We start from the raw sequence: 21,914 nt of genomic DNA, 5'->3' as shown, positions 1-21,914 counted from the left end.
CCAGGTTTGTGTGATCTGTAAACGCGGTTTATTCTAACAATCAATATTTTGCAGCCATAAAACGCCTTAGCCTATCAGACAGGTTCATCAGCCATCCTATCCATAAAATCCAATGAGGGGGCAAAAAATGCCGAACCTGTGACGGCTTGAGTAAAGTGCATCAAGTGATCGTGATTACCATCTGCATCACCATGTATCATGCTGTGGAGCATCTTCTCAAAATGCACTGAGTTACGGCAAGTCGAGATAAACATCAGCCCCTGCTCTTTCATCGAACCATAAGGCATACTCTGACGCAGGATTTCCATCGAATTACCTTCATCGTCTTTGAGGTTCACCCGCTTAATATGGCTGGTTAACGGCTTATCTTCTGAGGCATATTCGATATTATCTATCTTGGTTCGACCCACTATATCCTCTTGTTTCTTTTGAGGTAAGCGATTCCACTTACTCAAGTTATGGGCAAACTTCTGTACATGCACATAACTGCCGGAGCGAAACTCACCGTCTTCATCCCCCACTAAGGCCACACTCTGACGGTTGCGACCTTTCGGGTTTTCAGTCCCATCGACAAACCCGGTCAAATCCCGACTGTCCATAAATCGAAAACCTCGCTCCTCATCGACCAACTCCACCAGATCTTCGAACATCTGACACACTTCATTTGCCACCAGATGCAAGATGTCGTAGCGGTCACAGCGCAGGTGGATAAAGAGATCATATTCATGGGCCGGTGCATCGCGATTTTCAGCACTCATAGCAGGAAAAGGCTTAAGTTGTTCGGGACGCGCCTCGGGATAGAGGCTATCCCAGTAGTTAGCACCGACAGCGAGAAAACCATTAAATGCGCTATCGGCATATTGATCAGAGAGTTCGTAAATATATTGAGCGACATTGGCCACACAGGGACGCAATTGATCTTCAACACCGTCATTGGCATTAAACATCAAATAAACACTGTGTAAATTCCCCTCGGCACACACACCTAACTGTTCTCGTGGCATAACCTGGCTATCCATACAAATTCAACCTTTATAATCAGTTTCAAATTTAGCGATATTATCCGAAACTTCAGCGGAAAATGATATTACACAGACCACAAACCGTTAAAAATGAAACTCTTCTGTTCAATAGACTAACGTGTTTAGCTAATCGCTACCATAACCGCGTTGCGAAAATGTTAACCAAACTCAAGTTTAAGATACTAACGCATTAATCAGTCTCACAAAATGGTAATCAAATGGCTTGGAAACGGCAAACAGATTTAAATAGACACAAAGGTGAACTTTGACCCACTCAAGGTCGCGAACTAGACTTGATACACCCAAAAATAACCCATGGGCAAACTAGCTTGAACGAAATCTTTACCCTGCTACTCGCCGTCGCGCTTTTGCTATTCCTGTTTAGACACAGGTTTTCCCGAAGCCGAATTAAAGCGACAAAGAAGCCAACTGTCCGCAGAAAACTCAATCCTGCGCCGATAACAGAAAGGCCGCCTGTGGCTCCCCCGATCAATATATCGGGTGCACACCCCTACCACAGTGTCGAGATTGTTGACGATACAGGCCACTGTGAAAATGCCAAGGCACTCAAGGGAAAACGTTTTCTCTCGCTCGAAGCCCCGACTCTGCCCTTACCCGGCTGCTCCAACAGCGAGTGCCGTTGCCACTACAGACATTTCGAAGATAGGCGTAAGGAGAATAATGACAGACGGATCGATTATGGTGTCACCCAGGAACTCTATGGTGTTTTTGGTGAAAAAAACCGCCGCGGCTTTAAGACAAGGGGACGCAGAGCAACAGATCATTACCCTTTGTCCCTGAAAAACTAATGAATCTTAATCTTTGAGTACAACTTTGAGTACAGATATGAGTTATTCGGCAAGCGACCTGCCACCCACTCATGAGCAATTACCAATATTTCTCGACAGTGATCTGGCCCGGCGCCCTGCGTAGATTTTTCTCAAGTCCTCGGGCTTTTAACAGTTCATTCAGATCCACTATCATCTGCGGGTGCCCACAAATCATGACCTGAGAATCTTCCGGGGTAATGGTTACGCCCGCCATATCTTCGATTATGCCCGAAATTAATCCATCGGTAATACGCAGTGAAAGTGCCCCATCTGATGCTTCCCGCGTCACAGAGGTTATCAAAGAAAACTGCTGCGAATATTTCGCCTCCAGCGCCTGTAACTCCGCCAAATAGGCAAGGTCATTGGCATACCTGACACCATAAACCAACACCACTTTCTCGAATCTTTTCCAAGGCTGCTGGGTTCGCATCATGGAGATAAAAGGGCCAACAGCTGTGCCCGTTGAAAAGAACCACAAATGACGCCCCTGCTCAGGCAGCTCATCTAAGGTCATATAGCCTGCGGCTTTAGTGGTGATTTCGATAGTATCGCCCACTTTCAAGGCGTTCAGATTTGGCGACAACACCCCATCGTTGACGCTCACGGCTAACACTTCGACATACTCATCCGATGGCGCATTCACTAAGGAGTAGGCTCTTGCTACTCGCTTACCACCAATCTGTTGCGACAACTTGATAAATTGCCCCGGAATAAAGTCACCTATCTCGGCGGCCAGCTTTAAAGTAAATAGCTTGTCGTTCCAGTCTATCCGTTCGACAACCTTAGCTTCCCCCCACATACGCCACCTCACCCTTTAGCATTTACCTCTCTGTTAGTTTCATCATTAAGGTTATTCAACTCATAGTCAAGACAACCAAGGGGATCACCTCTGAATATTCCTCAGAAAACCCTATATTTATGAGCCAGAGTCGACTATATTAGCCACTCACGAAACAGTAAAATGTGTGACACAGGTCAAATGAAGGAGAGACTAATGAGTGATTCATTTTTCGGTTCGAAAAGCAGTTGTAAACCCCTCTCTATGAGCTGCCAAAGTTGTGAGCGCTTAACTGTGATTGAAGGTGAAAATATCTGCTTTAAGGCAGGCGAAGTGATTCGTTTAATCCCTTGTGAGCAGCAGAGCAGTAAGCTGACTCTGCTCTGCAGTAACTGGAAAGTGCTCGCCTCTTCAAGATCGGCATAAATCCCCAGCTAGGCTGTTATTCACCTAGCTGCTTAGCCTTGCCTTTAAGCCTTACCCTGCCTCAATGCTGATGTTGTACTGTCCACAGCTTATGATACAGACCTTTGGCATGGAGTAATTCTTGATGGGTTCCACGCTCAACGATTTTCCCCTGACTCAAGACCAAAATTTGATCCGCATCCACTATGGTTGAGAGACGGTGAGCGATCACTAAACTTGTATGACCCTTCTCCATCTCCCTGAGCGCACTCAATATCGCTTGCTCAGAGTGACTATCCAATGACGAAGTGGCCTCATCAAACACCAATAATGGCGACCCCTTTAAAATAGCCCTGGCAATCGCGACTCTCTGCTTCTCCCCACCCGAGAGCTTTAACCCCCTCTCTCCGACCTTGGTATGCCAACCATCACTGAGCTGAGCAATAAAACCCGACAGGTGCGCAAGCTCTATCGCCTGCTTTACCTGCTCATCGCTGGCACCTGGCAGACCATAACGAATATTTTCCAATAGCGAGTCATTAAACAGCACTGTGTCCTGCGGCACTATGGCAATGGCTTGGCGCAGGGCATCTTGAGTTAGGCCAGTGATATCATGACCATCGATGAGAATTCGACCTTGCTGCGCCTCATAAAAGCGAAACAGCAACTTAACTATGGTGGATTTACCCGCGCCGCTGTCGCCGACAATGGCCACTTTATGGCCGGCAGGCAGTTCAAAACTCACATCATCTAATATGGGGCGGCCATCATAATTAAAACTGACATGCTCAAAACGCAAGCTGCCTTGGACTATCTCAGGGCTAGTAGCATCTAGGCTGTCTTGTACTTTGGGCACCCTGTCCAATAGGGAAAACATCCGCTCAATGTTCGCCAAGGCACCACGGATCTCACGATATACAAAACCTAAGAAGTTCAGAGGCATAAAGAGCTGCATCATGAAGGCGTTAATCAGCACAAAGTCACCTATGGTCATCTTTCCATGGGTCACATGTTCGGCCGCCAGGGCCAACATAAACGTCATGGCTAACGAGATGATAAGAGCCTGTCCCGCATTTAATGCAAAGAGTGACAAACGATTCTTACGTTTCGCTATTTCCCAATCCGTCAACGCCTCATCATATTTTTGCGATTCATAGGCTTCATTATTGAAGTATTTGACTGTTTCATAATTCAACAGGCTATCGATGGCTCGGGTATTGGATCTCGAGTCGGCCTGAGCCGCTTCACGCACAAAGCCAGTACGCCATTCAGTCGCCATCACGGAAAACAAGATATAGGCGGCCACGGCCGTTAGCGTGATAAGAGCAAAATTCCAGCCATAGTTATAAAACAGTATGCCAACCACCATGGCGATCTCCAGCAGGGTAGGCACAATATTAAATACCATGAACCGCATCAGAAAGCTGACACCGCTGGTACCTCTCTCAATATCCCGTGATAAACCGCCCGTTCGCCGCTCCAGATGAAAGGCTAAGTCCAGCCGATGCAGATGTTCAAAAACCGATAAACCCAGACGCCGAATGGCCCGCTCTGTCACCCGACCAAACAGAGTATCGCGCACCTCAGAAATCACCGTATTCAGCAGTCGCATCGCGCCATAGGCGATCACTAGGGCGATGGGTACACTTAGCAGCTGAGTCGTCGATGCAGCACTTAGGGTATCCACTAGGTCCTTAAGCACAAATGGCAAGCCAACACTGGCCAGTTTCGCAACGACTAAACAGAGAAGCGCCAAAATCACGCGTCCTTTAAATTCCAGCAGATAGGGCCATAACAGCTTAAGGACATGCCAGTTTAATTTATCAATAGGGCCATCAAAATAGAGCGTAGGACGCATAACTTCTCCAACGACTGCATACTGTCGTCTAGACGATGTAAAACGAAAGCCTGCTAAATCCGTAAGATTTTAGCGGCGACAAATCAGATACTTAACTAAGTAAATCAAGCAATCTATTCCTTTCTCTGGCACATTCACCAATCGGTACTCACTTTCTCCGCTATGAAAGAGTGCAAACCACTAACAAATAAGTTTTTTCCATTATTTTTATGCGAGAAAATAGCAAAAAATATTAGACCAACTAAAAAATTTACAAAAGGGTACCAAATTAGAAAAAATAACAGTTATTTCTTTGAGCGCATTTTGGTAATCTAAATGTAACGCCAAGGTAACAATTTTTGGCAAAAATAAATCGGGGTTATCCCACAATCTCATTAAAGGAAGCCGATATGCCACAATCATCTGAAGCTCAATACCCACCTCTGCCACTGATACAGACATGGGTATGGATGATGACAGAATCAAATAGTCCAGAAATCCAACAAAAAGGGCAATACAATTTGATATCGTCTTTTGGTAGTCTCGCAAAAGCCAACGAATATATTGTAAAACAACTCTCTAAGTAGGTTTTCGCAATACCAATAAAAAAGGAAGCTCACCGCTTCCTTTTTTATTACCAAGCCCTTTATCGTCTTTAAAACCTAAGCTTGCTCAGCCGATCCAATTAACCGTGTCGATTTAGTTAGCCGCGTCGATTAAGCACACTCTGATTCAGCTGTGCCAGCAGGCTTTCTGTGTCCTGCCAACCGATACAAGCATCGGTAATGCTCTGCCCGTAACACAAAGCCTGCCCTTCGACATAATCCTGACGTCCCTCGACTAGGTGACTTTCGACCATAACACCAAAAATCGCCCTCTCTCCGGCGCTGATCTGCCCCGCCACATCTTTAGCGACCAGCATCTGTCTCTGATACTGTTTGCTGCTATTCGCATGGCTGAAATCCACCATAATATTCGCCGGTAACTTAGCCTTATCCAACTGCTCACGAATAGCTTGTACATGTTCGGCACTGTAGTTAGGGGTTTTACCACCACGTAAAATGATGTGGCAATCTGGGTTACCTTTAGTGGAGACAATGGCCGAATGACCATACTTAGTGACCGACAAGAAATGGTGCGGCGCACTGGCAGCGCCTATCGCATCTATGGCCACTTTAATGGTGCCATCCGTCCCATTTTTAAAACCAACAGGGCAAGATAAGCCCGAGGCTAATTCTCTGTGAACCTGTGACTCAGTGGTTCGCGCGCCAATGGCTCCCCAACACATCAAATCGGCGACATATTGCGGGGTTATCATATCTAAAAATTCACCCGCAGTCGGCAAGCCTAAATCATTTAAATCGAGAAGCAGTTTACGGGCGGTGCGCAGGCCATCATTGAGCTTAAAGCTGTTATCCATGTAAGGGTCATTGATCAATCCTTTCCACCCCACTGTCGTACGGGGCTTCTCAAAATAGACGCGCATAACAATTTCAAGCTGATCTTTGTACTGCTCACGCAACTTAACTAATCGCTCACCATATTCCAAGGCGGCCTTAGGATCGTGAATGGAGCAAGGACCTATCACCACCAGCAGGCGGTCATCACGCTGCTGTAGGATCTCATGGATGTTTTGACGGGCATTAAACACTGTCGATGAAGCATTTTCGGTAGCTGGAAATCGTTCGAGTATCGCAATGGGTGGTAATAATTCTTTAATTTTATTGATGCGTACATCGTCGGTTTGATAATACATAGTAAGTCCATACTCCGGCTAACGATAAAATAAGCGTAAATTCGCGCTTGAGCATCAATTTAGCCAGTATTGCCCGGCAATGCAACCGGACTATTCCAAATAGAACAGGCGCTATCTGTTATCTATTTAATTATCAATTTTAAATATTTTAGCCTAATAAATCGGCTTAAAATCAGTCATTAATCATGCTTGATTTCAAATCTGATATCGCCATTCGAACCTAAAACTTGCGATTCCACTGTTCCCCTACATCAGTCTAATGAGGCATTTGCTGTTTCATCGCCTGCAATTTTACCTGGTAGCGCCTCTTATTGGTGTTATCTGTGGTTAAACTCACGGCCTTTTGCAAGTTGAGCCGAGCCTGCTCCTGATCACCAATCAGCCAATTGACACGGGAGAGCGCAAAATAAAACTCATGACGGTAATCCGCCTTCTCTATTGCTCGCCGATACCAACGTGCAGCGGTTTTATACTCCCTTTGAGCATAGGCTCGCTCCCCCATATCATAGTAATAATAAGGATTACGTATTCGAGCCAGTTCGAGTGTTTTGTGAATACCGGCCCACTCAGTTAGGCGATTTTGTCGCGACAATAACAGGGCATAATTATAGAGGGTATTAAGATCTTCACCCTCTAGCGTTAAAGCCGCCTTATATAGACGCTCCGCCGCCTCTTCCAGTCCCTTGTAACGGTATAAGATGGCCAGGGTATTTAAGGCGGGGACAAAATCTGATTTGATCAACAGGCTCTGCTTAATATAGGCATAGGCCCTGTCGTACTGACCCATCACCATAGATTCTGCGGCGATATTGTTATAAAACATCGCCATCACCATGGTCTTATCTATGACAGTTTTTCGGTAGCTGCGCACTGTCTGCTCTGGGACAAAATCCACCTGAATCGCATTTTTTGACGCGAAATAAGTGTTTGGAACTTCTTTGGGGATCAAAAGTAGATTGATATGGCCATTGACTAAGTAGAAATCCCCCTGCTTATCCCAGACGGGCGGAACCTCTATCTCCTGAAACTCAACCTCAATATCCAGTATCTCTGCCATGGCTGCGGTGACCAGCACCAAGGACATGCAGTTCCCCTCCCGGCTATCGAAAGTCGTTTGCGCAATACGAGTGACATTATCGCGGTACTCGAAACCCCCATTTGGCGCATCGATGTAATCGGCCAACCACTGGGTAGCAAGTACATAATCCCTTGAGATCCGGCTTCGATTGAACTCTTGCCTCAAGATTTGCGCACTTTCAGGAGAAAGAGAAAATAGCTCAGAGGAACCAATGAGATCGGGAACCGTTTCGAAATGTTGGTCGAGAAAATATTGCTCGACATCGTCTAACTTGGCGCTTGTGTCCGAAGCGCATCCCTGCAGCAAGGAGCCAACTAACAAGCATGCCACTAAGCCGATAAAAGAAAATGTAGACTCCATAAACTCAATCTATATTATCGAATCATAAATTAAGCATAAAAGACCTTAAGCATTTTGCCCGCTCAAAGGGTTACAAATTATGAGCGACCCCATTTATTTCAGGGTGCTACGCGAATATAGACCTCACGTTCACCCCCTTGGGGATCTGAATACAGGTAAGGAAGATAGCTCCCCCCAGCACAAAGAAAATAGCTTGCCTCCCCTTGGCTAAACAGACAACCGCTAGGTAATGCCTGCAATATCTCTATCTGTTGCTGCATTCTGAGTAACTCTCGCCAGTGATGCTCCTTAAGCACCTGCTGCTTAACGGCAAACGCATCGAAAGCCTCGCTAGACTTACGCACCACCACCTCGCCAGCAAAAGCAAGATGGCTAATGCTTAGGCAGCTCATTGCTAGTACACAGAGGAAAAAACTTCTTGAGAATAAAATCCTCCGCAAGGATAAAATCCTGCCCATTTCTCGCATCTTTCTTCTCCTGACTAAAGAGAAGATCATCATAGAATAAAAAAGAGTCTCAGTGTTAACCACTAAGACTCTTAATATCAATTAATCAGTAAGCTAAAGAAGTATTCGATCAGCTCGCGCTCTTAAGCGAGACAAACTCAGGATAGGCATCGATACCACAATCGGATGCATCCATACCGTTATACTCTTCCTCCTCAGTAACACGGATCCCCATGGTCACCTTAAGGACATACCAAACCACCAGTGAAGCCGCAAATACCCAAGCGAAAATAACACCGGCGCCATAGAGTTGTCCCAACAAGGTCGCATCGGCATTGGAAACCGGCACAACCAGAAGACCAAACAGACCCGCCACGCCATGCACCGAAATCGCACCCACTGGATCGTCTATCTTAACGCGGTCAAACATCACTATGGAAAAGACCACCAAGCCACCGGCAACCAGACCTATCACGCCAGCCAGAGGCAATGAGGGAGACAATGGGTCTGCTGTAATCGCCACCAGTCCTGCCAATGCACCGTTTAGGATCATAGTTAAGTCTGCCTTACCCCACACCATCTTACAGACGATAAGCGCCGAGACTGAACCAAAGGCCGCCGCAGAATTGGTATTGACGAAAATTTTCGCAACAGCAGAGGCGTTTTCTGCATCGGAAACCAGCAGCTGTGAGCCACCGTTGAAGCCAAACCAGCCCATCCACAGGATAAACATCCCCAAGGTTGCCATCGGCAGGTTAGAACCTGGGATGGGATTCACCTGACCATTAGGGCCATATTTTCCTTTACGGGCGCCCAGCAGTAACACGCCTGCAACTGCCGCAGAAGCACCAGCCATGTGAACAATACCGCTACCAGCGAAATCGAAGAAACCGGCTGCAGAGAGGAAACCGCCGCCCCAGGTCCAGTAACCTTCAACAGGGTAGATAACCGCCGTCATCACCACAGAGAAGAGCAGAAAAGCCCATAGCTTCATGCGCTCAGCAACGGCGCCAGACACGATTGACATAGCCGTTGCTACAAACACCACCTGGAAGAAGAAATCTGATTCTAGGGCATGATCCGCATCCGCCGCTTGTGAGCCAATTAAACCACCCAGGGATGGCAGCCAGCCCGCCTCAGCATTGTCCACATACATGATGTTGTAACCCACTATCAGGTACATGATGCAGGCGATGGAGTAGAGACACACATTCTTGGTGAGGATCTCTGTGGTATTTTTAGAGCGAACCAGTCCCGCCTCAAGCATGGCAAAACCCGCCGCCATCCACATCACCAGCGCACCCGAAATAAGAAAGTAGAATGTATCCAATGCGAATCGCAACTCTGTCACTGTTGCGCCTAATGCCTTTAACTCTTCCATTATCTTATCCTCTTAAAGTGCTTCGTTATCAAGTTCGCCGGTACGGATACGGATCACCTGATCCAAATCCGTCACAAAAATCTTACCGTCACCTATCTTTCCGGTTCGGGCCGCCGTCACTATGGACTCAATCAAGTGATCCACATTTTCGGCTTTCGTCGCGATATCGAGTCTGACTTTAGGTAAAAAGTCGACCTGATACTCTGCACCACGATAGAGCTCGGTGTGGCCTTTTTGACGTCCAAATCCCTTGACTTCTGTGACTGTCATTCCCTCTATGCCCAGTCCAGCAATCGCCTCTCGCACATCATCCAATTTAAATGGTTTGATTATTGCGCTGATTAGTTTCATTCCAGCCTCCGACTCGTCATTGTAGTTTTGTTATGCAAAAGTTAATTCAAGCATTAGGCCAAAAATAAAAAACCTTTAAATACAGTAAAATAAATAAAAATCCACAACAAACACGGTTAATTTATGCACAAACCTGGTGCATACATGCATGATTCGCACAAAACATGGGCAAACTTGTTCGACCTAAGACGGATTGGCTAATGTGGCAAACCAGGTATGCTTAGGGCTCAATGACAGGAGGATAAGATGTTAAAACCTGAGGAATGCGTACTACTCATAGTCGATGTACAGGGAAGGCTCGCCCAGATAATGCATAAGGCTGAACAACTTGAGCAAACTTTATGCACTTTGGTCAATGCCGTAGATCTGCTGGAGATCCCTATTCTCTATCTTGAACAGCTGCCGGACAAACTCGGCCCCACCAGCCCTAGATTACAAGAGTGCTTGCAACCTCGACATAAGCCCATTACCAAAGCCCATTTTAGTGCATGGCATAGTGGTGAATTTCGTGATGCGATAACTGGCATGGGCAGGAGGCAAGTACTGCTGGCGGGAATTGAAACCCACATCTGCGTCTATCAGACCTGCCGCGACCTGCAGGATAACGACTTTGATGTACACATTCTGGTCGATGGCGTCTCTTCGCGCACCCTGGAAAATAAGCAACTGGGCATAACCATGATGACTCAATATGGTGCTAAGGTGACCAACACTGAATCATTGCTTTTTGAACTACAACAGGAAGCCAGAGGCGATCGTTTCAAAGCCCTGCTTAAGATGATCAAATAAGGTCTCTTTTTTGATTTGATTCAATAAAAAAGCCCTGATCATCGACCAGGGCTTTTAAACAATCAATTAAACAGTGCGATTAGTAAGTCGCTTCGCGTTTCTTCGCTTCTGCGTCCCACTTAGGCAGAATGTTCTTCTTGAAGTCTTCTTTATCGGCATTCATCTTCTTCATATCCATACCAAGTGCAGCTTGCGCCTTAGCCTTAGTCGAGATATCTGGTAATGCGATAGGCTGTTTAACACCTTTAGCCGCTAACAGTTGCGCCAATTTTACACGGGCATCTGCTGCTTTATCTACTGCTGTTCCCAGTACACGCAAGGCTTCATCAGGTGCATGAGAAGCCACACCATGAGAGGCGATCGCATAATCCCAGCGCCATTGAGCGTGGCGGATATCGGTCAGAATTGGCTTCATCTCGGCTTCAGTAGCACCTGCTTTCCAGGCCGCACCCGCTTCGAAGTGCGCCTTAACCAGTTGCTCTTCTGCTTTCAGCTGAATCTGCTTCACTTTCGCTTTACGCTCTTTATCCAAGTTCACCATGAACTCTTTGCTTTGCTCATGACAAGTACCACAAGTTTCTTCGAAACGATCAAATGGGTTACCCACTTTATGGTCAGTGAACTTACGGCCTTCCGCATTGGTGACTTTAGGCATGTGACAGTCAACACAACTCACGTTGTTTTTGCCGTGCATACCTAGCTGCCATGTTTCATACCCTGGATGTTGCGCTTTAAGCATTGGAGTCTTAGATACGGCATGGGTCCAATCGCTGAACTGGAGGTTATCATAGTAAACTTCCATTGATTCAACAGTGGTTCCCATGTCCCACGGGAATTTAACAAAGCCTTTATGCTCGGCAGTCTTCTCAAAATAGTATTCGACGTGACACTGGCCACACACCATGGACTGCTTGTCTTTACGCGATGCCTTATCAAATGGCGTACCTAACGCAGCCATACCGCGCTCGGCAAATGGACGTGACATACGTAGTTTAGGTGAGCCTTTTTCGTGACAGTCGGCACAGCCAATAGTGTTAACGATTTCTGCACCACCTTTTGCCCACTTACCTTTGAAATAGCCATCTTCGCCTTGCTCTTCAATCACCCGTGGTACATCTGGGCTCTTACAAGACCAGCAAGCCATTGGCATTGGACCATCTTCTGCCGAAGTTGGAGCCCCTGTACGTAGCGTGTTACGCACATCGGTCACAGCATACATATGACCGCGCGCCTTGTTATAGTCTTTTGCAAAACCATAACCAGCCCACAGCACAACCAGATTAGGATCCGCCTCTAACGCATCGATAACCTCTTTGCTTTCTGCCGTGTCATGCCAGCTTTGATACTGTTTAGCGAATTTATCTTTAAACACTTCATTACGAGGCTCAGTTTTATCGCTGGCCATCACACCGCCGACCATTAAACTGGCGGTGACCAAAGCACTTAGTGCAAAGGTTTTGTTCGTTAATGTTCTCACCATCTCATCTCCATGTTACTTTTTATCATAGCTAGATAACTACATCATCTCGTAGGCAAAGTTAGCGATTAGCTTTTGGGTTAGACATACCCCCAAAGGGGTATCCATAAGAAAAATTGAGCTAGATCAAAGTGTGCGCGTGTTGTACTTCACATTTTTATCAAAATGTTAATTTTTTAGTTAACGCTAAATAACAAATACTAGTAGATAACCTCTATCTTTACTGAAAAATGCGGGTTTTTATTGATGAAAAAAGGCAGTCTTACCGCCACTCTATTCGGCTTAATGTTAACATTTACGTTACTTTCCAGCGGGCTGGCTACCTTCGCTATCGCTAACCTGGTCTACAGCTTGGGCGATGCCCGTGCCATCAATGCTTCCGGCTCACTGCGGATGCAAAGCTACCGGTTGATGTTCTATGCCAACTCAGGCAGTAAGAATGCCAAAGAGAAGATCAGTGAGTTTGAAGCGACTCTCTATTCTGATGCGCTCAAACGCTCGCTCAATTGGTTGTCGCCTGACGATTTAGCAGAGCAATATCTGCTGGTGGCCCAGAAGTGGGAGGTGATGAAGCACTACATTGAAACGGAAAACTCCCGCGACTACGCCGTCGCGCTCAAAGACTTTGTCGATACTATCGATCTGCTGGTATTGGAAACCGAAGAGTTTGCCGCCTTCAAGCTTAAACTGCTGGCCGCCAGTCAGGTTATCGGCCTGGGTCTGATGCTGTTGATCACCTTTCTTGCCGTGGGCTATACCAAGCGTAAGCTGGTCTCTCCAATCGATCAGTTGATGGAGGCCGCCAATACCATCTCCAAGGGAGATTTCGAAATCACTGTACCTCAAAGTCAATACATAGAGATAAACTCTCTGAGTAATGCGCTCGCCAGTACCGCCAAAGAACTCTCGACTCTCTATGGCGATCTCGAAGCACAAGTAAAAGAGAAGACCTTCGCCCTCACCCGCGCCAACAACGAACTCAAGCTGCTCTACGACAACCTGATAGTGCTCAACTCCGGCCAGCTGGAAAACAGCAAGATCAAATACGCATTAGATCACCTAAGAGAGCATGAACCTCAAACCCATCTGAGACTCATGTTCGCCAATGACGAAGAGGCCAGCCAATGTATCCAGGCCGAAGGAGGCTGGGTATCAGAGCAGGTCAATCAAACCCGCTTCCCATTAAGATTCGATGACAACGAATTGGGGTATTTAGAGGTCAGCTCCAATGGCGGGATTAATCATGCGTTATTTGAGAACTTTGCCATCATGTTAGCCCGCTCAATCCTGATCCATAACGCGGGAGAGCAAAGGCAACAACTGGCCCTGATGGAGGAGCGCGCCGTTATCGCCAGGGAGCTGCACGACTCGCTGGGACAACTCTTGTCTTTCCTGAAGATTCAAGTCAGTCTGCTTTCCAAAAGCCTCAAAAAACAGGTATATGACGCGCAGATAGATGAGCAACTCGAAGAGATAAACCAAGGAGTAAATACCGCTTACGTTCAACTGCGGGAGTTATTATCCACCTTCCGCCTGACCATAAAGGAACCCAACCTTAGGCACGCCATTGAGGTGATGCTGGATCAACTCAGGGGCCAGACGAGTACGGATATCACCCTGGAATATAAGCTTCCAACCCAACTGTTAGGCGCTCACCAGCATATCCATATTTTACAGATAACCCGAGAGGCCACCCTCAACGCCATCAAGCATGCCAACGCTAAAAAGATCCATGTATCATGTATCATCAAAGATACCAATGTCGAGATCACCATTAGCGATGACGGTATTGGCATCAAAAAATTAAAAGAACGCGATCAACATTTTGGAATAGGTATCATGCACGAACGCGCCAGTCGACTCTCGGGTATGGTACACTTTTTTGGCAATGATGCCGGTGGCACCACTGTCAGCTTGATCTTCCCTCCAGAGGGAGAGCCGCTGAAATAATGCGAATAATCAGAATATTAAATCTTTAGCCAACCAATTTTCAGGAGTGCACAATGGGCAAACCTTACTCAATTTTAGTTGTCGATGATCACCCGCTATTACGCCGGGGGATCTGCCAATTGATCAACTCAGACAGTGACTTCAGCCTGTTCGGTGAAGCGGGTAGTGGTTTGGATGCCTTAAGTGCCATTACCGAGAATGAACCCGACATCGTCCTGCTCGATCTCAATATGAAGGGGATGACAGGCTTAGACACCCTCAATGCCATGCGCCAGGAAGGAGTCACCAGCAGAATTGTGATCCTAACGGTTTCCGATGCCAAACAGGATGTGATTCGAATTATGAAGGCTGGCGCCGATGGTTATCTGCTCAAAGACAGCGAGCCGGATCTTTTATTGGAAAAGCTCAAGGAGACGATGCAGGGCCAACTGGTGATCTCTGAATCTGTGAAAGCCTTTATGCTGGAAATCAAAGACAGCGACGCAGAGCTGGAGTGGCTCAACAGCCTGACCCCAAGGGAGCGACAAATCTTAGAGCAGTTGGCCGAAGGCAAGAGCAACAGGACGATTTCAGAGCAACTGCATATCAGCGAGGGAACAGTCAAAGTCCATGTGAAAAACCTGCTGCGTAAGACAAATGCCAAGTCCCGCACTGAAATGGCCGTTCGCTACCTTAACCAGTAAGTGAAAAACCGCTAAAACAGTGATGTGATGAGCCGACAGAATTAGCTGGGCTCATCGATAAACTCCTGCCAGCTTAGCAGAGCAGACTCAAAATCTTCCAAGCCACAGAAGGCTTCTGATTCCCCTTCATACAGAGACATAGACTCATCGAGCTCGATACTCTCCTGCGTCTCCAGCACATTGGCAAACACCCGAACCTGCTCATTATCCAGGTCGATAGAGATAGCACTCCCCACAATGCGCTGGCTGGTCACAGCGCCATTCCGTAATGAGGCGATAATTCCCAATAACTGCTGCAACAGCTCCCGGTTTCCCTCAAGCTCATCGCTAAACCACAATCCCATGATCTCATGATCCATGGAAAAATTGGCCATCAGAGTGCCGGTCAAATTGTTGCGACGAAATTCATATTCCATGGCTGCATATCCAAACTTGTACTCAGAAAATTTTAACTTAAGACGATCGAAAATGCCTAGGGCGTGTTTATCTTTCAAGCTTGTGCCTCTCTCTCAGGCACAAAAAAGGGCGCCGGGCGCCCTTATTATTCATCTTAAAGATGTGATTACTTTGCCGCCGCTTCGGTCTCGGCAGCTGCCGTCGCCGCTTTCTCAATAGAGAGCAGTTCCACTTCAAAGATCAGCGTCGAGTTAGGAGGAATACTGCCGGTATCACGGCTGCCATAGGCTAGCTCAGCAGGAATAACGAAGCGGTATTTAGACCCAACAGACATCAGCTGTACACCTTCGGTCCAGCCTGGGATCACGCGATTTAATGGGAACTTAGCTGGCTCGCCGCGAGCAACAGAGCTATCGAACTGAGTGCCATCAATCAGGGTACCCACGTAATGCACTTCAACTGTATCTGTCGCAGCAGGCTTCTCACCATCAGCTTGCTTCAACACTTCATACTGCAAACCAGAAACGGTAGTAGTTACGCCTTCTTTCGCCTTGTTTGTCTCTAAATAAGCAGCGCTTTCAGCTTTGGTTTTCTCGGCTATCTCAGCCGCCTGAGCCTGACGCTTCTCATTGATGGTCTCATCCAGATTCTGCAGCACTGTCTGCATCTCTTCTTCGCTCAGTTTTAGCTCGTCACTCAGACCATTGCTAAAGCCCGCGATGATCAGGCTACGATCCACAGGCATACCTAAGGCTTCCTGCTCCTTTATATGACCAGACATATACTTACCGATAGAAGCACCAACACTGTAAGCTTGCTTCTGGGCAACAGTTTCTAATTTAACCTCTGGTGCTGTATTTGATTTTTCTTCTTGATTACATGCAGTTAAACCGACTACCGCCAGCGCAACCAGAGACATTTTATAAATAGACTTCATTAAAGCTTCCTCAGCAATTTTGCGGGCTCAAACCCTGAACTCGTTAAGACGAACCACTTTATACTAATAATTAACAGATACCAATTAGATTACTTATGTTTAATCTAATTTGATACAAGTCACTGCACCGCTTCACCTTAAGCAGATGTATAAGACGATAAGTTACAGACAAACATCGGCAGCACAAGTTCACCTATTTTTAGCAGAAGGTCAATTTCCCCTAAAGGTTTGCTTAGCATGACCAAATCCCCTAAGCCGTTGTATACTCTCTTCTGATATCAAAAATCAGCATTTGGGGACCCTTTCCAACCCCTTTGCTACCAGCCTGACAAAAGGACCTAGCTAAGTGCAACTAGAACAACGTATTGAAGATCTTGAGATGAAACTGGCATTTCAGGAAAGTACAATCGAAGCACTTGATCAACAAGTGATCAAACTTAATCGCATCGTAGAAGAGCAACAGGAGAAACTGCGCATCTTAATCAGCAAGGTGCAGCAGGTTGAGCCAAGCAATATCGCCAGCCAGGCGGAAGAGACTCCACCGCCGCACTATTAATCTGTATGCCTTGTTCACCCACGGAACTTTGTCGCCATGGGGTGATCTGAATAGGAAAATATAAGGAAATGCGCCTGATATGCTTATCTCTCTAAACCTGGATGCCAAGAAGATAATAACGCGATCTGTTATCACAGCCATACTCAGCCTTGGCATATCGGGCTGCGCCCTGAACAGCATATTGATTAATTATCCATCACAAATTTCACCGATAAAGGCACAGCTCAACAACCCTAAATCAGAGCCCCTGTATCGTCAGTTCGATAGCAAAATAGCAGGGGCAGACGGACTGCTCTATGCCCAGGAAGCCGGGCGGGTCGCGCAAATTCTCGGAGATTTCCAAACCAGTAATCAATACTATGCACAGGCCGTCAGTGCCTATCAAAAATTTGATGATAAGGCGCTGATCAGCGCCAGCGATCTGGGGGCCAATGCCAGCAGCCTACTTATCAACGACAATGTGATCCCCTACCGAGGCCCCGGCTATGAGCGAATTTTGGTGCATCAATATCAGGCGCTGAACTACCTGCTTAGCGGCGACAGTCAAAGCGCCTTGGTGGAGGTGAGACGTAGTAACGAATTGCAAGCCATGGAGCAGGCGCGTTACGAAAAATCGATGCAGTCGGTGCAGTCTATGGCCAATGGTGCCATCGATGCTGAGATGGATAAGCTCTCTGCCGCCGCGGGCAGTACCACAAGCTCTTTTTTAAATGCCTACAGCTACTACACTACAGGTCTTATCTACGAACTGCTTGGTCAGCCCAACGATGCCTTTATCGATTATCGCAAGGCGGCACAAATCACGCCGAGCAATCCCTATCTGCAACAGGATCTGGTGCGTTTAGCCAAGCGTTTATCTATGCCTCAATATGAGGAGTTTAAGAAACGCTGGGGCGATGCCAAGCTGCCGTCCAAAACCGAAGGTCAGGTTGTGGTGTTGCTCGAACGGGGATTTGTGCCAGAAAAGCAAAGTTTTACCGTGCCTTTTCGTATTCAGGGCAATTGGCAAACCGCCTCACTTGCCACCTATCTCCCCACACGGGCGTCTGTGCCAACAGGGCAAATAACTGGGCTAGGGCCCCAGATTAAGGCCTCCCCTATAGCCAATATTGATGCGCTGGCCATCACGGCGCTCAAAGAGGAATTGCCCGCCGCCCTCGTGAGACAGGCCGCCAGAGTCTATGCTAAAGCAGAGATGGCGCAGAGTGTTCGCAGTGACACCAAACGACAACATGATCAATTCGATGCCGGCGCGCTGGCCATACAGCTTTTTAATATAGTGACAGAGCAGGCCGATAGGCGCAGTTGGTTAACCTTGCCTAAACAGGCACAAATTGCCAGACAATACGTTGCAGCGGGGCGCTATGGGATTACACTGGATCAAGGAGCAAGGCAAACCATTGATGTACAACAGGGTAAAACCACATTAATTTGGATAATAGATACTGGTAATTACACCCGTTTTTATTCGATAATCATTTAATCTACTAATAGGAATCGGTATTTTTATGAAAAATTTCAAGCTTCTTTTTATCCTTGCACTGGCTGTCGGCCTGGCGGGCTGTCAATCCAAGGTGCAATATGGTGATGCAACCGAAGTAGAGACAGTCAATGAAAACTTCGGTTCTACCGACTTACAAGCCATCGCGGCCAAGATGGTCGATAGCATGCTGACCTTCCCACCGGTTGTGGCTATCACTGCCAATGAAAGACCTATCATCTTTGTCGATAGCATCAAGAACAAAACCTCTGAGCACATAGATACAGAGTCTGTAACCGACTCTATCAGCAACAAGCTGCTGCGCTCAGGTAAGTTCCGCTTTATCGACATGACCAAAGTGGACTCAGTACGCAAACAGCTGGATTACCAGAACAACTCTGGCATGGTCGATCCTTCAACGGCCATCAATTTCGGTCGTCAAATCGGTGCCCAGTACATGCTCTATGGCAATCTGGCCAGCATAGTGAAACAAGATGGCAGCACCAAAGATGTCTATTACAAGATGACTATGCGTCTGATGGATCTGGAAACCGGCCTTATCGAATGGTCAGATGAAAAAGAGATCCGCAAGGTAAAATCAAAGTCTCTCTTCGGTATGTAGAGGCAATGCAAGCCAAAAAAAACCAGCATTTTGCTGGTTTTTTTATGGGCTCAGGCTGAAAATATAGTTTGATATTCCCTGACGTTTTTCTGGATGACGCACTAAGGATTTGCTTTTGAAACTGCTTACGCTTGGTATTATTGGCACCATTTTCTTAAGCCTTACGGCCTGTCAAAGCCCTCAGCCCACTAAATCAGATAAAGCAGGGTCAAATATAGCGGAGTCAGATAAGGCTGTGGCTACCCAGGCAAGCATTGGCAATATAGACTCGATAGCCCGGGAGCGAGGTCAACGCATCAGCGATCTCCAGTACCGACTAAAACTCGATATCACCCAGGATGATAGCTTTAGCGGTGAGGCTAGTATCGAATTCAACCTTAAGGATCCCCAGAGCTTAACGCTGGATTTCAACCAGGCACAGCTGCAGCAGTTTAGTGTTAATGGTCACCGCATCTATCCCAACTATGACGGCAGACAGATCACCCTCTCAGCCGGTTTACTTAATAAAGGCGGCAACCAGATAGATTTAAGCTTCACCCGCGCCTACAGCAGCACCAATGAAGGATTGATTCGTTACACAGACCCGCTCGATGGCAAGGCTTATCTCTATACTCAATTTGCGCCAAGTCACGCACAGATGATGATGCCACTGTTTGACCAGAGCGATCTCAAGGCGAGATTCAGCCTAACTGTCACCGCCCCCAAGGCATGGCTTGTGATTAGCGCAACTAATGCCAGCAAGACCCAAGGTGCGACCCATACCCAGTGGCAATTTGCCACCACAGCGCCTATCAGCTCCCACAGTTTTTCGCTCTTTGCCGGGCCTTACCAGAGCTGGCATCAAACAGAGACGCTTCCTTTGGGCCTCTATGCGCCGCAATCGATAGCCTCACAACAGGATGCACAGGCCTGGTTAACTCACACAGGTGAGGCGATAGGTTTTTATGAGAAACAGTTCGGTACCGCCTATCCTTTCGCGAAATATGACCAGATCTTAGTGCCCGATATAGGGCAGATCGCCATGGCCAATGTCGCGGCTTCCAGTTTCGAGTTCTCGCTGCCAAGTGAAGAGAGGTTCAAAGCAATTGCACTCCAGGCCTTAGCCGAGCAGTGGACAGGCAATCTTGTCACCCCAAGAGGCTGGAACGAACACTGGCTCAGCCAGAGCCTGGCTCGTCTGATGGCCAAAAAAGCGCAAGTTGGGGAGCAAGCAGTTCCGGTCTGGTATCAGGATAAACACAACCTCTATCAAACCGAAGAGAGGCGTCATAGCCGCCCGATTGAGTCAGCCCTGATCTCAGACCATCTGCTCGAAGAGCACATGAATGAAGCCACTGTGACTAAAGGGGTTGCCCTTCTAACTCAGCTGAATTTTCTGCTGGGCGAGAAAGCCTTTAATCTGGGCTTGAAACAGTATCTGACCCAACATCAATATACCAACGCCGATGTCAGCGAGTTTATCGCAGCCCTCTCCCAAGCAGCCAAGCGACCGCTGGATGAATGGAGCCGCACCTGGCTCTATCAGGGCGGCGTTAATCAGATTGAGGCCGAATTTACATGCAATGACGGTCGTCTCACCCGACTCGCCATAAAGCAGAGCGCGACCCAGGCTCACCCCACACTGAGGGAGCAGAAGGTCAAACTGGGCCTGTTCACCATAGGGCGCCATGCCCTGCATCAGAATCTTAATCAGGCGGTCACTTACAAGGGGCCGCTCACAGAGATAAAGCGTCTTCAAGGCGTGAGGTGCCCCGCGCTGGTTTTCCCCAATTATCAGGACTGGGGTTACGTTAAAGTGAAACTTGACCCAATTTCACAGACGACTGCGCTGCAAGAACTGCACAAGGTTGAAGACCCCAATTTCAGAGTCATGTTATGGCAAACCCTGTGGGACAGTGTGCTTGCCGGCGATCTATCTCTTAAACGCTTCTTAGGGGCAATCTTTGTCAACGCACCACATGAGAGTGACCCTGTGGTTCTGGGCATATTGAGCGGCAAAATCAATCAGATAAAAGAGCTGCTGGAACAGATGAATCCCAATCAGCAGCATTACAGCAGCCGAGCCCTCAGGGCGCTGGAGCAGATGACTCTGCGCCTTGCCATCACCACATCGCCCGGCACACAGGTGCAAAGCCTCTGGTTCGACACCTATGTGCAACTGGCACTGAGCCATCACGCTAAGAGCCATCTTGCCGCACTGCTGGAAGGCAAAGAGCAACTCGAAGGGATAACGCTGGATCAAAAACGGCGCTGGAGAATCGTTATCCACCTTAATCGCTACGATTACCCCTGGGCCAATGAACTACTGCTGGAAGAGAAAAAACGGGATAACAGTACCCAGGGCGAACGCCTTGCCTTGATAGCCGAAGTAGCGCAGCCTAAAGCAAACTTTAAGCGCCAATGGTTTAACCGTATCCAAATGCACAGTTCAGATGGCGACAGCGTCATGCTGACAAAATTAGTGGATATCATGGCCCTGCTTTATCCCAGTGAACAAAAGGCACTGAGCCAAGCCACAGCCGAGCAGCGCCTGGAGGAGTTATCCTACCTCGACAGCGTCAACAGCAGTGACTTTATGTACGCCTATGGCCAATATCTGATCCCGATGAATTGCACCTATGGCGGCATCGACAGGCTCAAACGGGTACTCAATGATAATCCCACCCTGAGCCTTACCACCCAAGCCTGGCTAGAGAAGTCGATTCAATCCGAGCAACAGTGTGTGCGCATTTTGCAGCAGTTAACGCCTAGCTCCAGTCCGAGCCCCAGTCCATAAATGG

At 47.5% G+C, this 21,914-nt stretch carries 20 protein-coding genes; 9 read left to right on the top strand and 11 right to left on the bottom strand.

Annotated elements, in window-relative coordinates; translation table 11 throughout:
* Positions 1–74: 74 nt before the first annotated feature.
* Positions 75–1,019, bottom strand: a complete 945-nt coding sequence (locus LZP69_RS01365; protein ID WP_234198304.1) for a Dyp-type peroxidase — start codon at positions 1,017–1,019, stop codon at positions 75–77.
* A 332-nt stretch (positions 1,020–1,351) separates the two neighbouring features.
* Here LZP69_RS01365 and LZP69_RS01360 point away from each other — a divergent pair, with 332 nt between their 5' ends.
* The gene (locus LZP69_RS01360) at positions 1,352–1,831 is read left to right on the top strand and encodes a hypothetical protein (protein ID WP_234198303.1); all 480 of its coding nucleotides are present in this window, start codon (positions 1,352–1,354) and stop codon (positions 1,829–1,831) included.
* A 79-nt stretch (positions 1,832–1,910) separates the two neighbouring features.
* Here LZP69_RS01360 and LZP69_RS01355 read toward each other — a convergent pair whose 3' ends face one another.
* Positions 1,911–2,651, bottom strand: coding sequence for a ferredoxin--NADP reductase (locus tag LZP69_RS01355; RefSeq protein WP_234198302.1), 741 nt, complete (start codon positions 2,649–2,651; stop codon positions 1,911–1,913).
* A 195-nt stretch (positions 2,652–2,846) separates the two neighbouring features.
* On the opposite strand from LZP69_RS01355, the gene LZP69_RS01350 reads away from it, so the two are divergent.
* Positions 2,847–3,056 carry a hypothetical protein gene (locus LZP69_RS01350; protein ID WP_234198300.1) on the top strand — a complete coding sequence of 70 codons (210 nt, stop codon included), beginning with the start codon at positions 2,847–2,849 and terminating at the stop codon, positions 3,054–3,056.
* A 61-nt stretch (positions 3,057–3,117) separates the two neighbouring features.
* On the opposite strand, the gene LZP69_RS01345 is transcribed toward LZP69_RS01350, so the two are convergent.
* The 6 genes from LZP69_RS01345 to LZP69_RS01320 form a co-directional block, all read right to left on the bottom strand.
* The gene (locus tag LZP69_RS01345) at positions 3,118–4,893 is read right to left on the bottom strand and encodes an ABCB family ABC transporter ATP-binding protein/permease (protein ID WP_234198298.1); all 1,776 of its coding nucleotides are present in this window, start codon (positions 4,891–4,893) and stop codon (positions 3,118–3,120) included.
* 682 nt (positions 4,894–5,575) lie between these two features.
* The gene (aroG, locus tag LZP69_RS01340; protein ID WP_234198296.1) at positions 5,576–6,628 is read right to left on the bottom strand and encodes a 3-deoxy-7-phosphoheptulonate synthase AroG; all 1,053 of its coding nucleotides are present in this window, start codon (positions 6,626–6,628) and stop codon (positions 5,576–5,578) included.
* Between the two features lie 256 nt (positions 6,629–6,884).
* Positions 6,885–8,066 (bottom strand): tetratricopeptide repeat protein, encoded by a 1,182-nt coding sequence (locus tag LZP69_RS01335; protein ID WP_234198288.1) that lies wholly within the window; start codon positions 8,064–8,066, stop codon positions 6,885–6,887.
* Positions 8,067–8,164: 98 nt separating this feature from the next.
* The gene (locus LZP69_RS01330; protein WP_234198286.1) at positions 8,165–8,458 is read right to left on the bottom strand and encodes a hypothetical protein; all 294 of its coding nucleotides are present in this window, start codon (positions 8,456–8,458) and stop codon (positions 8,165–8,167) included.
* Positions 8,459–8,642: 184 nt separating this feature from the next.
* Positions 8,643–9,893 carry an ammonium transporter gene (locus tag LZP69_RS01325; RefSeq protein ID WP_234198282.1) on the bottom strand — a complete coding sequence of 417 codons (1,251 nt, stop codon included), beginning with the start codon at positions 9,891–9,893 and terminating at the stop codon, positions 8,643–8,645.
* Between the two features lie 12 nt (positions 9,894–9,905).
* Positions 9,906–10,244 (bottom strand): P-II family nitrogen regulator, encoded by a 339-nt coding sequence (locus LZP69_RS01320; RefSeq protein ID WP_234198281.1) that lies wholly within the window; start codon positions 10,242–10,244, stop codon positions 9,906–9,908.
* A gap of 246 nt (positions 10,245–10,490) precedes the next feature.
* Here LZP69_RS01320 and LZP69_RS01315 point away from each other — a divergent pair, with 246 nt between their 5' ends.
* Complete coding sequence (locus LZP69_RS01315) at positions 10,491–11,033, top strand: isochorismatase family protein (protein ID WP_234198277.1); 543 nt, start codon at positions 10,491–10,493, stop codon at positions 11,031–11,033.
* Positions 11,034–11,112: 79 nt separating this feature from the next.
* Here the strand turns inward: LZP69_RS01315 and nrfA are convergent, their stop codons facing one another.
* Entirely contained in the window at positions 11,113–12,513 is a 1,401-nt protein-coding gene (nrfA, locus tag LZP69_RS01310) for an ammonia-forming nitrite reductase cytochrome c552 subunit (protein ID WP_234198275.1), read from the bottom strand.
* Positions 12,514–12,756: 243 nt separating this feature from the next.
* Between nrfA and narQ the strand changes: the two genes are divergently transcribed.
* Positions 12,757–14,460: a nitrate/nitrite two-component system sensor histidine kinase NarQ gene (narQ, locus tag LZP69_RS01305; RefSeq protein ID WP_234198272.1), complete on the top strand. Its 1,704-nt coding sequence runs from the start codon at positions 12,757–12,759 to the stop codon at positions 14,458–14,460.
* Between the two features lie 53 nt (positions 14,461–14,513).
* Positions 14,514–15,143, top strand: coding sequence for a response regulator (locus LZP69_RS01300; protein ID WP_234198270.1), 630 nt, complete (start codon positions 14,514–14,516; stop codon positions 15,141–15,143).
* Positions 15,144–15,184: 41 nt separating this feature from the next.
* Here the strand turns inward: LZP69_RS01300 and LZP69_RS01295 are convergent, their stop codons facing one another.
* Positions 15,185–15,559, bottom strand: a complete 375-nt coding sequence (locus LZP69_RS01295) for a YacL family protein (protein WP_234198930.1) — start codon at positions 15,557–15,559, stop codon at positions 15,185–15,187.
* Between the two features lie 146 nt (positions 15,560–15,705).
* Positions 15,706–16,476: an FKBP-type peptidyl-prolyl cis-trans isomerase gene (fkpA, locus tag LZP69_RS01290; RefSeq protein ID WP_234198265.1), complete on the bottom strand. Its 771-nt coding sequence runs from the start codon at positions 16,474–16,476 to the stop codon at positions 15,706–15,708.
* A gap of 346 nt (positions 16,477–16,822) precedes the next feature.
* On the opposite strand from fkpA, the gene LZP69_RS01285 reads away from it, so the two are divergent.
* The 4 genes from LZP69_RS01285 (at position 16,823) to LZP69_RS01270 (ending at position 21,910) form a co-directional block, all read left to right on the top strand.
* On the top strand, positions 16,823–17,032 hold the full coding sequence (locus tag LZP69_RS01285) for a SlyX family protein (protein WP_234198264.1): 210 nt from the start codon (positions 16,823–16,825) through the stop codon (positions 17,030–17,032).
* Between the two features lie 79 nt (positions 17,033–17,111).
* A complete protein-coding gene (locus LZP69_RS01280) occupies positions 17,112–18,515 on the top strand; it encodes a COG3014 family protein (protein ID WP_234198262.1) in 1,404 nt (467 codons plus the stop codon).
* A gap of 25 nt (positions 18,516–18,540) precedes the next feature.
* The gene (gene lpoB, locus LZP69_RS01275; protein WP_234198261.1) at positions 18,541–19,134 is read left to right on the top strand and encodes a penicillin-binding protein activator LpoB; all 594 of its coding nucleotides are present in this window, start codon (positions 18,541–18,543) and stop codon (positions 19,132–19,134) included.
* Between the two features lie 115 nt (positions 19,135–19,249).
* A complete protein-coding gene (locus LZP69_RS01270) occupies positions 19,250–21,910 on the top strand; it encodes a M1 family aminopeptidase (protein ID WP_234198259.1) in 2,661 nt (886 codons plus the stop codon).
* Positions 21,911–21,914: the final 4 nt, after the last annotated feature.

Origin of the sequence: Shewanella sp. AS1, assembly GCF_021412565.1 — a bacterium.
Lineage (GTDB): Bacteria > Pseudomonadota > Gammaproteobacteria > Enterobacterales > Shewanellaceae > Shewanella.
This window is presented reverse-complemented; position numbering and strand designations above follow the sequence as displayed.